Genomic DNA, 13,551 nt, shown 5'->3' on the forward strand with positions numbered 1-13,551 from the left:
GGTCTTTCCGCTGTCCTTCCCCCGCTGTCCGACCCTGCCGGCCGCATATGCGGGCCCCTGGCCCGCGCCCCCGCGCCGACGACTGCTCCTTACCCACTGTGTGCCCTGCGCCTCCTACGGTGAAACCGCAGGAGAACCACGGGTGGCCACCGGTCTCCCGAGCGGTGCGGAAGGTAGAGTCCGGCTGCGTGCACCTCAAGGCCATGACCCTGCGCGGGTTCAAATCCTTCGCCTCGGCCACCACTCTGCGGTTCGAGCCGGGCATCACCTGTGTCGTGGGCCCCAATGGTTCGGGCAAGTCCAATGTGGTGGACGCCCTCTCCTGGGTCATGGGCGAACAGGGGGCGAAATCGCTGCGCGGCGGAAAGATGGAAGACGTCATCTTCGCCGGCACCACCGGACGCCCCCCGCTCGGCCGCGCCGAGGTCTCCCTGACCATCGACAACTCCGACGGCGCCCTCCCCATCGAGTACGCCGAGGTCACCATTACGCGGATCATGTTCCGCAACGGCGGCAGCGAGTACCAGCTCAACGGGGACACCTGCCGACTGCTCGATATCCAGGAACTGCTCTCCGACTCCGGTATCGGCCGGGAGATGCATGTCATCGTCGGGCAGGGGCAGCTCGACTCCGTACTCCACGCCGATCCGATGGGCCGCCGGGCCTTTATCGAAGAGGCCGCGGGCGTACTGAAGCACCGCAAGCGCAAGGAGAAGGCGCTGCGGAAGCTGGACGCGATGCAGGCGAACCTCGCCCGGGTCCAGGATCTGACCGACGAACTCCGGCGGCAGCTCAAACCGCTGGGCCGGCAGGCCGCGGTCGCCCGCCGGGCCGCCGTCATCCAGGCCGATCTCCGGGACGCCCGGCTGCGGCTCCTCGCCGACGATCTGGTCCGGCTCCGGGAGGCCCTGCGGTCCGAGATCGCCGACGAGGCCGCGCTGAAGGAGCGCAAGGAGGGCACCGAGCGGGAGCTGAAGGAGGCGCTGGCCCGGGAGGCGGCACTGGAGGACGAGGTACGCAGGCTCGCGCCCCGGCTGGAGCGGGCCCAGCAGACCTGGAACGAACTCTCCCGGCTCGCCGAACGCGTCCGCGGCACGGTCTCCCTCGCCGACGCCCGGGTCCGCAGCGCCACCGACCGGCCCACGGAGGAGCGGCGCGGCCGGGACCCCGAGGACATGGAGCGCGAGGCCGCCCGGATCCGCGAACAGGAGGCCGAACTGTCGGCCGCTCTGGAGGCGGCCGAACGCGCCCTGGAGGACACCGTCGAACACCGGGCCGAACTGGAACGGCAGTGGGCCGCCGAGGAGCGCCGCCTCAAGGATGTCGCCCGTGCGATCGCGGACCGTCGCGAGCAGCTCGCCCGGCTCGGCGCCCAGGCCACCGCGGCACAGGGCCGGGCCGCCGCCGCCCAGGCCGAGATCGAACGGCTGGCCGCCGCCCGGGACGAGGCGCGGGAGCGGGCGGTCACCGCGCAGGAGGCGTACGAGGAGCTGCGGGCCGAGGCCGACGGGCTCGACGCGGGCGGCACCGAACTCGGCGAACGCCACGACACCGCCCGCCGCGAACTGGCCGGGGCCGAGGACGCGCTCACCGCCGCCCGGGACGCCCAGGCCGCCGCCGAACGGGAACGGGCCGCCGTCGCCGCCCGCCGCGACGCCCTCGCGCTCGGGCTGCGCCGCAAGGACGGCACCGGGGCGCTGCTGGCCGCCCGCGAGCAGCTCACCGGGCTGCTGGGACCGGCGTCCGATCTGCTCTCCGTCACCCAGGGGTACGAGATCCCGGTCGCCGCCGCCCTCGGCGCCGCCGCCGACGCCGTCGCCGTGGCGGGCCCTTCGGCCGCCGCCGAAGCCCTGCGGCTGCTGCGGAAGTCCGAGGCGGGCCGGGCCGCGATACTGCTCGGCGACGCCCCCGATGCCCCCGTCGACCCCGCGCCGGGACCCGGCCGGACCATCGGCGGGCCGCCGCGCGTCGCCGATCTGGTGCGCGGCCCCGCCGAACTGATGCCCGCCGTCCGCAGGCTCGTCCGGGACACGGTCGTCGTCGGCACCCTGGAGGAGGCGGAGGAGTTGGTCTACGCCCGCCCCGGGCTGACCGCCGTCACCGCCGACGGCGATGTCCTGGGCGCGCACTTCGCCCAGGGGGGTTCGGCCGCGGCGCCCAGCCTGCTGGAGGTCCAGGCCTCCGTCGACGAGGCCACGGCCGCCCTCGCCGGACTCGACGTCCGCTGCGCCGAACTGGCCGAGGCCCGCGAGCGCGCCGCCGGGGACCGTACCGCCTGTGCCGCGCTCGTCGAGGAACTGGGCGAGCGGCGCCGTACCGCCGAACGGGAGAAGTCCGCCTTCTCCGGCCGCCTCGGGGGGCTCGCCGGCCAGGCCAGGGCCGCTACCGGCGAGGCCGAGCGCACCGAAGCGGCCGTCGCCAGGGCCCGGGAGGCGCTGGAGCGGGCCCGTACCGACGCCGGGGAACTCGCCGCGAAGCTGGCCGCCGCGCAGGAGGACGTCCCCGGGGGTACGGAGACGGAGGAGCCCGACACCCAGGTACGGGACCGGCTCGCGGCCGACGGGGCCAACGCGCGCCAGACCGAGATGGAGGCCCGTCTCCAGGTCCGCACCCACGAGGAGCGGGCCAAGGGCCTCGTGGGCCGGGCGGACGCCCTGGACCGGGGGGCGCGCGCCGAGCGCGAAGCGCGGGTCCGTGCCGAACGGCTCCGCGACCGGCTGCGCCACGAGGCCGCGGTCGCCACGGCCGTCGGCGCCGGGGCCGGATGTCTGCTGGCCCATGTCGAGGTGTCCCTGGCCCGGGCCGCGGAGGAACGTACCGCCGCCGAAGGCGCACGGGCCGAACGGGAAGCCGGTCTCGGCCGGTTCCGGGCCCGGGGCCGCGAACTCAAGAGTGCGCTGGACCGGCTGACGGACTCGGTGCACCGGGGCGAGGTCCTCGGCGCCGAGAAGCGCCTCCGGATCGAACAGCTCGAAACCCGGGCGCTGGAGGAGCTGGGCGTCGAGCCCGCGGGTCTGGTCGCGGAGTACGGCCCCGACCAGCCCGTACCGCCGTCCCCGCCCGCCGACGGCGAAGAGCTGCCGGACGACCCCGGGCACCCCCGCAACCTGCCCCGGCCCTTCGACCGGGCCGGACAGGAGAAGCGGCTGAAGGCCGCGGAGCGGGCGTACCAGCAGCTCGGCAAGGTGAACCCGCTGGCACTGGAGGAGTTCGCGGCGCTGGAGGAACGCCACCAGTTCCTCTCCGAGCAGCTCGCGGACCTGAAGAAGACCCGGACCGATCTGCTGACGGTCGTCAAGGAGGTCGACGAACGGGTCGAGCAGGTGTTCACCGAGGCGTACCGGGACACGGCGCGGGAGTTCGAGGGGGTGTTCTCGCGGCTCTTCCCCGGCGGGGAGGGACGGCTCGTGCTCACCGACCCCGAGAACATGCTCACCACCGGTGTGGACGTCGAGGCCCGGCCGCCGGGGAAGAAGGTGAAGCGGCTCTCCCTGCTCTCCGGCGGTGAGCGCTCGCTGACGGCGGTGGCGATGCTGGTCTCCATCTTCAAGGCCCGGCCCAGCCCCTTCTATGTGATGGACGAGGTGGAGGCGGCACTCGACGACACCAACCTCCAGCGGCTGATCCGGATCATGCAGGAGCTCCAGGAGTCCTCACAGCTCATCGTGATCACCCACCAGAAGCGCACGATGGAGGTCGCGGACGCGCTGTACGGGGTGTCGATGCAGGGCGACGGGGTCTCCAAGGTCGTCAGCCAGCGCCTGCGCTAGGTGTATTGCCCCGGAGGGGGGGCGCGGGCCCCGGCGGCGGGTCTCCGCGGGGAGCGCCCTCGGCGTTCAGGGGCGGCGGGCCGCGCCGTACCGCGGTGCCTTCCGAACCGGCGTACGCCCGCCTTCGCGGCCGACGGGCCCGCATGAATCGGCCCATCCGCCGGTGTCTGCCGTGAACACTGAAGCAGCAGCTCAAGTGGTGGGCGGGCACGAGGTGTGCGCCACTTGAAGGGCTCCCACCGGAGTCGGCCCCAGGAGTAGATGTGTCCAGCACCGCGCAGCCACCCACCCCGCCGGGGTCCGCTTCCGACCATCCCGAGCATCTCGGCCATGTCGTCTTCATCACCGCCGCGGCCGCGATGGGCGGCTTTCTCTTCGGCTACGACAGCTCGGTCATCAACGGCGCCGTCGAGGCCATCCGCGACCGCTACGCCATCGGCTCCGCCGAACTCGCCCAGGTCATCGCGATCGCCCTGATCGGCTGTGCGATCGGGGCCGCCACCGCGGGCCGGATCGCCGACCGTATCGGCCGGATCGCCTGTATGCGGATCGCCTCCGTCCTCTTCACCGCGAGCGCGATCGGCTCGGCCCTGCCGTTCGCCCTGTGGGATCTGGCGATGTGGCGCATCATCGGCGGTTTCGCGATCGGTATGGCGTCCGTGATCGGGCCCGCGTACATCGCCGAGGTCTCCCCGCCCGCCTACCGGGGCCGGCTGGCCTCGTTCCAGCAGGCGGCGATCGTCATCGGCATCGCCGTCTCCCAGTTGGTGAACTTCGGCATCCTCCAGCTCGCCGACGGCGAGCAGCGCGGCGAGATCGGCGGTCTGGAGGCCTGGCAGTGGATGCTCGGCGTGATGGTGGTGCCCGCCGTACTGTACGGACTGCTCTCCTTCGCCATCCCCGAATCGCCCCGCTATCTGCTGTCCGCGGGCAAGACCGAACGGGCGAGGAAGGTCCTGACGGAGGTCGAGGGCGAGCACATCGACCTGGACCGCAGAGTCGCCGAGATCGAACAGGCGATGCGCCGCGAGCACAAGTCGACGTTCCGGGACCTGCTCGGCAGCCGGTTCGGATTCCTGCCGATCGTCTGGGTCGGTATCGGGCTCTCCGTCTTCCAGCAGCTCGTCGGCATCAATGTGGTGTTCTACTACTCGACGACGCTCTGGCAGTCGGTCGGTATCGACCCCTCCGGCTCCTTCTTCTACTCCTTCACCACCTCCATCGTGAACATCGTCGGTACCGTGATCGCGATGGTGTTCGTCGACCGGATCGGCCGCAGGCCGCTGGCGCTGATCGGCTCCGCCGGAATGGCGATCGCCCTGGCCTTCGAGGCCTGGGCCTTCTCGGCGCCCCTGGTCAACGGCAAGCTGCCCGGTACGGAGGGGGCGGTGGCCCTGGTCGCCGCCCATGTGTTCGTCCTGTTCTTCGCCCTGTCGTGGGGTGTGGTCGTCTGGGTGCTGCTCGGCGAGATGTTCCCCAACAAGATCAGGGCCGCGGCACTCGGTGTCGCCGCGTCCGCGCAGTGGATCGCCAACTGGGCGATCACCGCCAGCTTCCCGAGCCTGGCGGACTGGAACCTCTCTGCCACGTACATCATCTACGCCTGCTTCGCCGCGCTCTCCATCCCCTTCGTGCTGCTCTTCGTCAGGGAGACCAAGGGCAAGCCGCTGGAGGAGATGGGCTGAACGCCCGCCGCCTGCGCCGGCCGCCCGAGGCGGGGAACCACCTCCCGGCACAGCAGCCGGAGCGACCGCCAGCCCTCCTCCTCCGGCATGCCGCCGCAGAGCGGGTGCAGGATCAGCGACGGCGCCCCGGCGGCCAGCGCCACGCACTCGTCGGGTGTCACGATCCGGTACACGCCCTCGGCGCGCAGCTCCGCGACCGTCGTCGCACCCGACCGGACGGCGGAGCGGACGCCCGGTGCCGACCAGGAGGCGTAGGTTCTGGCCTCGTGCAGGAAGTGTGCGCCGTGGACGGCCCAGGTGCGGTCCGGGTCGTCGGAGAGGTGCAGCAGCGGAGTCACCGGTTCCGGCATGGTGGTCCAGCCCTTGGTGCCGTACCGGGCCCGCTGTTCCTCGTAGTACGCCACCAGGTCCGGCAGATGGGCGCTGGGGAAGAACGGCAGCCCGAGGCGGGCCGCGCGGCGGGCGGCCGCCCGTGACGAGCCGCCGACCAGCAGCGGCGGACGGGGGCGGGTGTACGGACGCGGCGTGACCCGTACCGTACGGCCGCGGTACGGGAACGGCTCCCCGGACCAGGCGGCGAGCAGCGTCTCCAGGATTTCGTCCTGGAGCGGGCCGCGGTGGGTCCAGGGCACACCGGAGCGTTCGTACTCCTCGCGCCGGTAGCCGATGCCCAGGACCGTGATCAGCCGTCCGGAGCCCAGCAGGTCGAGGACGGCGATGTCCTCGGCGAGCCGCAGCGGATCGTAGAGCGGGCCGACGGCGGCGGAGACGGTGACCGTGATCCGGCGGGTGGCGCCCAGGACCGCCCCGGCGAAGACGAACGGCGAGGGCAGCCAGTTGTTCTCGGCGCCGTGGTGTTCCTCGGTCTGGACGGTGGCGATTCCGTGCCCGTCGGCGTAGACCGCCATGTCCACCGCGGTGCGGTAGCGGGCCGCGAGCGCGTCGGGGGACGCCCCGGGGGCGACGAGATTGACGCGGACGATGGTGAAGGTCATGGCGCGCTGCCTCCGCTCCGCCGGTCGCGGGTCCGGCGCGCGCACCGTAATTGACGGACCGTCAGATGTGAAGGGCGGCGACGCCGGGAGGCCGGTGGGGCAGCATGGGCTCATGCCGACGATTCCCCGAGAACCCTCCGGGCCGGAGCCGTTGCCCGCACAGCCCGGCACACCGGATCCGGCGCCGCCGGCGGCGCCGTCGCAGCCCGAAGGCGCGGGCACCGGGGCCGACGAGGCCGTACTGGCCTACGCCGGCGAACAGCTCGCCTGGTATGCGCGGATCCGCGACCGCAGCCGCCGCAAACACCAGTTCACCGAAGTGACCGCCCTGCTCACCGGGGCGGCCACGGTGGTGGCGGCGGGCATCCAGGCACCCGCGGCGATCACCGCGACCCTGGCCGGAGCCGCCGTCTTCATCGGCGGCTTCCGCCAGGTCTTCCATCACAACGAGCGGTATGTACTGGCGGCGGAGGCCTGGTCACGGCTGCATCTGGCGATCCGGCGCCACCGTCTCGTACCCGAGGAGGAGCGGGACGAGGAGGCGCGGCGCCGACTGCTGGCGGAGGTCGAGGGCGCGACCACGACGGAGCTGCAGAACTGGGCCGCCGGGCAGCGCGGCGGGGGAGCGGCCCTGCCGCCGGGCGGCGTGCCTCCCGGGTAGCAGGGGGGCCGGCCCGTACCTCCGGCTCGGGTGCGGAGCTGTACGCTCCGGAACCCCGCGGCCTGCGGCCCCGGGGTTCCGGAGTGCCCGGCCGGGGCGGGTCGCCGCGGCTCACGGATCCGCCCCGCTGCCGCATACCGGATGTGCCCCCGGGGGCCGTGGTCCGCGTGTGACGGCCCGTTCCTCCCGGTGCTACGGCTCCCCGCTCGGGTCGGCCCTCGGCGCCCGGCACGGGCACTCGTGAGGTGTGCCGGGTGGTACCCCGAGCGCCTTCCCGCTGCGCCCCGGGGGATACCCGCACCCGGCCGCAGGCCCCGCCCTCCGGGCGGACGGCGTGCTGCGACGGATGCTTCCCGGAGCCGATGCCCCCCCGGTACGGCCCCGGGCCCGGCCCGCTGCCGGACTCCGCCTCGGGTCCCGGCCGACACCGGAGGGGATCGGGGAACCGTTCGCCGGACCGGAGCGTTCCCGTTCGCCGGACCGGACCGGACCGGACCGGACCGGACCGGACCGGAGCGGAGCGTTTCCCGTTCGCCGGGAGCGTTCGGCCCGGCATCGTCCGGAGCCGCCCGCCGAGGGCCCGGCGTCCGTCAGAACTCGTCCGTCGTATGCGGCAGCAGCTCCGTACGGGAAGCCGCGCCCAGCGCCGCCGCGGCGCCCGCCGTGTGCTCGATGACCAGACCGGCCCGCACCAGCTCGGCCGGGTCGAGATCGCCCAGGTAGCAGGCCGCCAGCTCACGGACGTCGAGCGTCAGATCGGGCGCCGCGTCCGTCCGCGCCACCCGGGCCGTCAGCCCCGTACCGCCCGGCGAGGCGTCCGGGCCGACGGCGAGCCGATAGCGGCCCGCGTTCTCGGCCACCGCCGCGTCGGTCACCTCCAGCACCACGTCGACCGGCGCCGACCAGGTACGGCCGGCCAGCGCCCCCGGCACGTCCACCAGCCGCAGCCAGAGCGCGGGAAACTCCTTGACGACACTGATCTGGTCCCGGTCGGCGGTGAACCGCAGCAGCGGATCGTCCAGCGGCCGCCCCCACGCCCGCACCTGGTCGACCAGGTCGACCGAGGTCACATAGCGCCACAGCGCCGCCGCCACCGCGGGCGACTCGGCCTCCAGCTCACCGATGTGCAGCTTGCCCCGGCCCTCGCGGTCGGACGCGGTCCGGTAAATGACGTAACCGGCGGGCGGCTCGTCCGCCTCGCCCAGCACCACCACCCGCGGCGGGCTGAAGTCGTCGTCGTCCACGTCCTCCGGCCGGAGGATGTGCTGCCGCCACCAGAAGTCGTCCCGCGCGACCCGGCCCGCCCGCCCGGAGCGGGCCGCCGCATGCGCCGCGCCCACGACCCCCGGCGCCTCGTCCGGAGACACCAGCCGCAGGGGCCGCTCGTCCGGGTCGATCCGCAGCGCCAGCGGATGCTCCGTGTCGATCTCCACGGTGTACGCACGGGTCGCCGGCTCGAAGCCGAAGCGCCCGTAGATCGCCGTATCCGACTCCCAGAGCGCGGCCAGCGGGACCCCCCGCCCGGCGCACCGCCGCATCAGCTCCGCGATCATCCCCCGGAGCACCCCCCGTCTGCGGTGCGTCGGAGCCACCGAGACGAAGGTCACACCCGCGCACTCCAGCTCCCCGCCCGGTACCGACAGCGACAGCGGACGCGCCGCCAGCAGCCCCACCAGCTGCTCACCCTCGTAAGCGCCGACGACGTCGCAGCGCTCCAGGATCTCCCGGTGCAGCTTGCGGGTCTCCCCCTCGGCGTCCTTCTCCAAAAACACCAGATAGTGCAGGTCCAGAGCGCGGTCCAGATGCGCGTCCGGAATGGTCCGATGGTCCACAACGGTCATGCCGGGGACGTTAACCCGGCCGTCCCGGGCGGGTCATCCGGTTTTCTCCCCATCGGACCCGGTCCCGTACCGGCCCCTCCCGGGAACGCCGGGCCGTACCCCGTACCGCCCCCGCCCGGCCCGGTCCTGCCAGGGGCACAGGACGGCCGGAACCCGGCCCCCGCGCCGCCCCCGGCCGGAGCCGCCGCTTCCGGTTCCGGGCGCGCCCGGCGGACCCGGAGGGGGTGTGCCCGATACTGGGTGGGTTATGGAAATCGTCATCCTTGCTGTAGTCATCGCCCTGGTCGCGGTCGGCGCCATCAGCGGGCTCGTGATCAGCGGCCGCCGTAAGAAGCAGTTGCCGCCGTCGGCCCCGCAGAGCACTCCGACCATCACCGCTCCGCCCGCCGAGCCGCATGTCGGCGACGAGGCGGAGACACCCCGGGAAGAACCGCGCCGCACCATCGAGGAGGTCGGCCTCCCGGAGGCCGGAGCCCCCGCCGAGGCACCCGGCGAGGCCGCCGCACCGGCGCCCGCCGGGACCGCCCCCGAAATCGAGGTCCCCGAACCCACCGCGGGCCGGCTGATCCGGCTGCGCGCCCGCCTCGCCCGCTCCCAGAACTCCCTCGGCAAGGGCCTGCTCACCCTGCTGTCCCGTGAGCACCTCGACGAGGACACCTGGGAGGAGATCGAGGAGACCCTCCTCATCGCCGACGTCGGCGTCGCCCCCACCCAGGAACTGGTGGAGCGGCTGCGCGAACGGGTGCGCGTCCTCGGCACCCGTACCCCCGACGAACTGCGCGCCCTGCTCCGCGAGGAACTGCTCACCCTCATCGGCACCGGCTTCGACCGCACGGTGAAGACCGAGAGCGGCGTCGACACCCCCGGCGTCGTAATGGTCGTCGGCGTCAACGGCACCGGCAAGACCACGACCACCGGCAAGCTCGCCCGGGTCCTGGTCGCCGACGGCCGCTCGGTCGTCCTCGGCGCCGCGGACACCTTCCGCGCCGCCGCCGCCGACCAGCTCCAGACCTGGGGCGAGCGGGTCGGCGCCCGTACCGTACGCGGCCCCGAGGGCGGCGACCCCGCGTCCATCGCCTTCGACGCCGTCAAGGAGGGCATCGCCGAGGGCGCCGACGTCGTCCTCATCGACACCGCCGGACGGCTGCACACCAAGACCGGCCTGATGGACGAGCTGGGCAAGGTGAAGCGCGTCGTCGAGAAGCACGGTCCGCTCGACGAGATCCTCCTCGTCCTCGACGCCACCACCGGGCAGAACGGGCTCGTCCAGGCCCGGGTCTTCGCCGAGGTCGTCGACATCACCGGCATCGTCCTGACCAAGCTCGACGGCACCGCCAAGGGCGGCATCGTCGTCGCCGTCCAGCGCGAGCTGGGCGTACCCGTGAAGCTCGTCGGACTGGGCGAGGGCCCGGACGATCTCGCGCCCTTCGAGCCGGAGGCGTTCGTCGACGCCCTCATCGGCGACTGAACCCGCCGGCGCCCCCGGGCCCGCCGTCCCGCAGCGGCGCGGCGGCCGGGCCGGGGGCGGGGCCGCTCAGGACGTACGGTCCCCCGCGCAGCCCTGCACCGCCGAGCGGTGACAGCTGTACGCCAACGTCCCCAGCAGCAGCCGGGCCTCCGGCGGCGCCGCGGCCGTGTCCAGCGAAGGCGGCCGCAGCCAGTCGACCGGGCCCGGCCCTGCGAACTCCGACGGCGGAGCGGCGATGTACTCGTCCGGACCCGGACAGTGCAGATCCAGATCGGCGTCGTCCCAGCCCATCCGGTACAGCAGCTCCGGCAGCGCGGCAGCGGCACCCGGCGCCACGAAGAACCGGCAGCGCCCGTCCGGGCCCGCCGTGACCGGCCCCAGCGGCAGCCCCATCCGCTCCATCCGCACCAGCGCCCGCCGCCCGGCGTCCGCCGCCACATCGAGTACGTCGAAGGAGCGCCCCACCGGTAGCAGCACGGCCGCTCCGGCCACCGCGGCCCAGGCCTCGCCCACCTCGTCGAGCGTGGCACCCGCCGGGATCTCCGCGGCGAACGGCAGCGGATGCACCCCGGGGGAGCGGCACTCGGCGGCACCGCACGGGCACCCGCCCCCCGGCCCGGCCCCGCCGTCCGCCACCGCCCCGGCGCCCGGCACCACGGCCCAGCCCCACAGCCCGGTGTACTCCGCCACCGCCGTCACCGCACGCTCCGCCGCGCGTCCGCGACGCCGAGAGCCGGGCCGGGCGGACCGGATGTCCCGGATCCCCCGGCTGCCGCCGATCGTGAAGCCCATGCCCCCTCCAACGTCATCTGCTCGCCGGTGGTTACGACCCGAAGTGTCCTCGTGGCACAGCGTCGCAACCGGTGAAGGTGTGAGGGCGCACCGAGGTGCGAGGGGGAGTGAACTTCGCGCCACACGCCGACGGGTGCACCGATCCGCCGACTTCGGCCCGCCCACTGTCAAGTGAATCGCGCCCGGCGGCCGGGGAGTTCATTCGAAGGGGTGGCGAATGGTGGCGTTTCTGGATTCCGATGCATCGAGCGGTGATCGTAGGATTACTTTCGGTGCCCGAACTCTGGGACAGTGTCTGCCGTCGGACCTGCCGGAGTCGCCCCGCTCACCTGTGTGGATTCGGTCGACCTTTCTGCAAGTTCCGTACATAAGGCTCCCGGCCGCGGCATCCTGGCAGCGGCCGGTGGGGGATTCCGGCCGACGGCTTCGGATTTCAGGCCCCGGGTTTCCGTCCCGGGCCTCATGAACTTCATGAATGGGGGCGTACCAGTGGACGGCAGCGGAACCGGTGCGAACACCGGAACCGGCAAGCGCCCGAACGAGTTGCTCGGTTCGTGGTTCGTACGCAGCGGCTGGTCCAAAGGAGAACTGGCGCGGCAGGTCAACCGCCGGGCCCGGGAGATGGGCGCCCACCACATCAGCACCGACACCTCCCGGGTGCGCCGCTGGCTGGACGGCGAACAGCCGCGCGAACCGATTCCCCGCATCCTCTCCGAACTGTTCTCCGAACGCTTCGGCACGGTCGTCGCCGTCGAGAGCCTCGGGCTGCGCACGGCACACCAGACCCCCTCGTCCTCCGGGGTCGACCTGCCGTGGGCGGGGCCGCAGACCGTCTCCCTGCTCAGCGAGTTCTCCCGCAGCGACCTGATGCTGGCCCGGCGCGGCTTCCTCGGTACGTCGCTGGCGCTGGCCGCCGGGCCCGCCCTCGTCGAACCGATGCAGCGCTGGCTGGTGCCGACCCCCGGCGGCGAACCGGGCGCCCCCGGCACCCCGGCCCCCGGACCGCAGTCCGGCCACCGCCCGCCCCGGCTCTCCGGCCCCGAACTGGAGCTGCTGGAGTCCACGACGGTCATGTTCCGCCAGTGGGACGCCCAGTGCGGCGGGGGGCTGCGCCGCAAGGCGGTCGTGGGCCAGCTCCACGAGGTCACCGACCTCCTCCAGGAAGCCCATCCGGAGCGTTCCGCGGCCCGCCTCTTCACCTGCGCCGCCGAGCTGGCCGAGCTGGCCGGCTGGATGAGCTACGACGTCGGCCTCCAGCCCACCGCCCAGAAGTACTTCGTCCTCGCGCTGCACGCCGCCAAGGAAGCCGGGGACAAACCGCTCGGCTCGTACATCCTCTCCTCCATGAGCCGCCAGATGATCCACCTCGGCCGGCCCGACGACGCCCTCGAACTCGTCCACCTCGCCCAGTACGGCAGCCGCGACTGCGCCACCGCCCGTACCCAGGCCATGCTCTACGCGATGGAGGCCCGCGCCTACGCCAATATGGGCCAGCCCAGCAAATGCAAACGGGCCGTCCGGATGGCCGAGGACACCTTCGCGGACGCCGGTCTCGACGGCGAACGCGAACCGGACTGGATCCGCTTCTTCAACGAGGCCGAACTGAACGGCGAGAACGCCCACTCCTACCGCGATCTCGCCTATGTCGCCGGGCGCAGCCCGACCTACGCCTCCCTCGCCGAACCCCTGATGGACCGCGCGGTCCGGCTCTTCCACGACGATCCGGTCCACCAGCGGTCCTACGCACTGAACCTGATCGGCATGGCCACCGTCCATCTGCTGAAGCGGGAGCCCGAACAGGCCACCGAACTGGCCGGGCAGGCGCTGACCGTCGCCCGCCGGGTCCGCTCCGAACGCGTCAACAACCGGCTCCGCAAGACCGTCGACACCGCGGCCCGGGACTTCGGTGACGTCGCCGAGGTTCTCGACCTGACGGACAAGCTGACCGCGCAGTTGCCGGAGACCGCGCGGGCCGTCTGACGACCGGCCGGCCGGGGGAGCGTCCACCCCCGGCCCCCGGCGGATGCCCCGCCGCCTCCCCGGCGGCCCCGAAGGCCCGTATGCCGTTCCCGCCGGCGGAGCACACCCGCCCCGGGCCGCCCCGCGGTGCCGTCCTGGCTCCGCCACCGCCCGTACCGGCCCGTATCCGCTCCGTACGGAACCCCGTACCCGGCTCGGTACCCGCCCCGTGCCCCTGCGGCCCGCCGGCGGCGTTCATGGCCGCGTAACACGGCCGCCCCCTTCGTCACCGGCGCGAAACAAGCGGCCCCATCACCCGAAACCCCGCCACGCCACTCTCGTCGTCCATGCCCCCCACGTCCCCCGGGCGGGCCCGTCCC

General features: G+C 73.4%; 8 protein-coding genes. 5 read left to right on the forward strand and 3 right to left on the reverse strand.

What is annotated here, in order from left to right:
* The first annotated feature begins 188 nt into the window (after positions 1 to 188).
* Both smc and ACIQ9E_RS27870 read left to right on the forward strand, forming a co-directional pair.
* Positions 189 to 3,770, forward strand: a complete 3,582-nt coding sequence (gene smc, locus ACIQ9E_RS27865; RefSeq protein WP_403711637.1) for a chromosome segregation protein SMC — start codon at positions 189 to 191, stop codon at positions 3,768 to 3,770.
* Between the two features lie 263 nt (positions 3,771 to 4,033).
* Positions 4,034 to 5,455 carry a sugar porter family MFS transporter gene (locus ACIQ9E_RS27870; protein WP_403711639.1) on the forward strand — a complete coding sequence of 474 codons (1,422 nt, stop codon included), beginning with the start codon at positions 4,034 to 4,036 and terminating at the stop codon, positions 5,453 to 5,455.
* On the opposite strand, the gene ACIQ9E_RS27875 is transcribed toward ACIQ9E_RS27870, so the two are convergent.
* On the reverse strand, positions 5,368 to 6,450 hold the full coding sequence (locus tag ACIQ9E_RS27875) for an LLM class flavin-dependent oxidoreductase (RefSeq protein WP_403711641.1): 1,083 nt from the start codon (positions 6,448 to 6,450) through the stop codon (positions 5,368 to 5,370). The genes ACIQ9E_RS27870 and ACIQ9E_RS27875 overlap by 88 nt on opposite strands.
* A 112-nt stretch (positions 6,451 to 6,562) precedes the next feature.
* Between ACIQ9E_RS27875 and ACIQ9E_RS27880 the strand changes: the two genes are divergently transcribed.
* Positions 6,563 to 7,111, forward strand: a complete 549-nt coding sequence (locus ACIQ9E_RS27880) for a DUF4231 domain-containing protein (RefSeq protein WP_403711643.1) — start codon at positions 6,563 to 6,565, stop codon at positions 7,109 to 7,111.
* Positions 7,112 to 7,701: 590 nt separating this feature from the next.
* Here ACIQ9E_RS27880 and ACIQ9E_RS27885 read toward each other — a convergent pair.
* Entirely contained in the window at positions 7,702 to 8,952 is a 1,251-nt protein-coding gene (locus tag ACIQ9E_RS27885) for a GNAT family N-acetyltransferase (RefSeq protein ID WP_403711645.1), read from the reverse strand.
* Between the two features lie 247 nt (positions 8,953 to 9,199).
* Between ACIQ9E_RS27885 and ftsY the strand changes: the two genes are divergently transcribed.
* Entirely contained in the window at positions 9,200 to 10,420 is a 1,221-nt protein-coding gene (gene ftsY / locus ACIQ9E_RS27890) for a signal recognition particle-docking protein FtsY (RefSeq protein ID WP_403711647.1), read from the forward strand.
* A 66-nt stretch (positions 10,421 to 10,486) separates the two neighbouring features.
* Here the strand turns inward: ftsY and ACIQ9E_RS27895 are convergent, their stop codons facing one another.
* On the reverse strand, positions 10,487 to 11,212 hold the full coding sequence (locus ACIQ9E_RS27895) for a bifunctional DNA primase/polymerase (protein WP_403711649.1): 726 nt from the start codon (positions 11,210 to 11,212) through the stop codon (positions 10,487 to 10,489).
* 471 nt (positions 11,213 to 11,683) lie between these two features.
* On the opposite strand from ACIQ9E_RS27895, the gene ACIQ9E_RS27900 reads away from it, so the two are divergent.
* A complete protein-coding gene (locus ACIQ9E_RS27900; RefSeq protein ID WP_403711819.1) occupies positions 11,684 to 13,192 on the forward strand; it encodes a hypothetical protein in 1,509 nt (502 codons plus the stop codon).
* Positions 13,193 to 13,551 lie beyond the last annotated feature (359 nt).

The sequence above is a fragment of the Streptomyces sp. NPDC094448 genome, assembly GCF_044763775.1.
Lineage (GTDB): Bacteria > Actinomycetota > Actinomycetes > Streptomycetales > Streptomycetaceae > Streptomyces.

Excerpts from the sequence above, each read along its gene's own strand:
- ftsY (WP_403711647.1), top strand. The coding sequence starts at position 9,200 with ATGGAAATCGTCATCCTTGCTGTAGTCATCGCCCTGGTCGCGGTCGGC.
- ACIQ9E_RS27875 (WP_403711641.1), bottom strand. The coding sequence starts at position 6,450 with ATGACCTTCACCATCGTCCGCGTCAATCTCGTCGCCCCCGGGGCGTCC.
- ACIQ9E_RS27895 (WP_403711649.1), bottom strand. The coding sequence starts at position 11,212 with ATGGGCTTCACGATCGGCGGCAGCCGGGGGATCCGGGACATCCGGTCC.
- ACIQ9E_RS27885 (WP_403711645.1), bottom strand. The coding sequence starts at position 8,952 with ATGACCGTTGTGGACCATCGGACCATTCCGGACGCGCATCTGGACCGC.
- ACIQ9E_RS27900 (WP_403711819.1), top strand. The coding sequence starts at position 11,684 with ATGAATGGGGGCGTACCAGTGGACGGCAGCGGAACCGGTGCGAACACC.
- ACIQ9E_RS27880 (WP_403711643.1), top strand. The coding sequence starts at position 6,563 with ATGCCGACGATTCCCCGAGAACCCTCCGGGCCGGAGCCGTTGCCCGCA.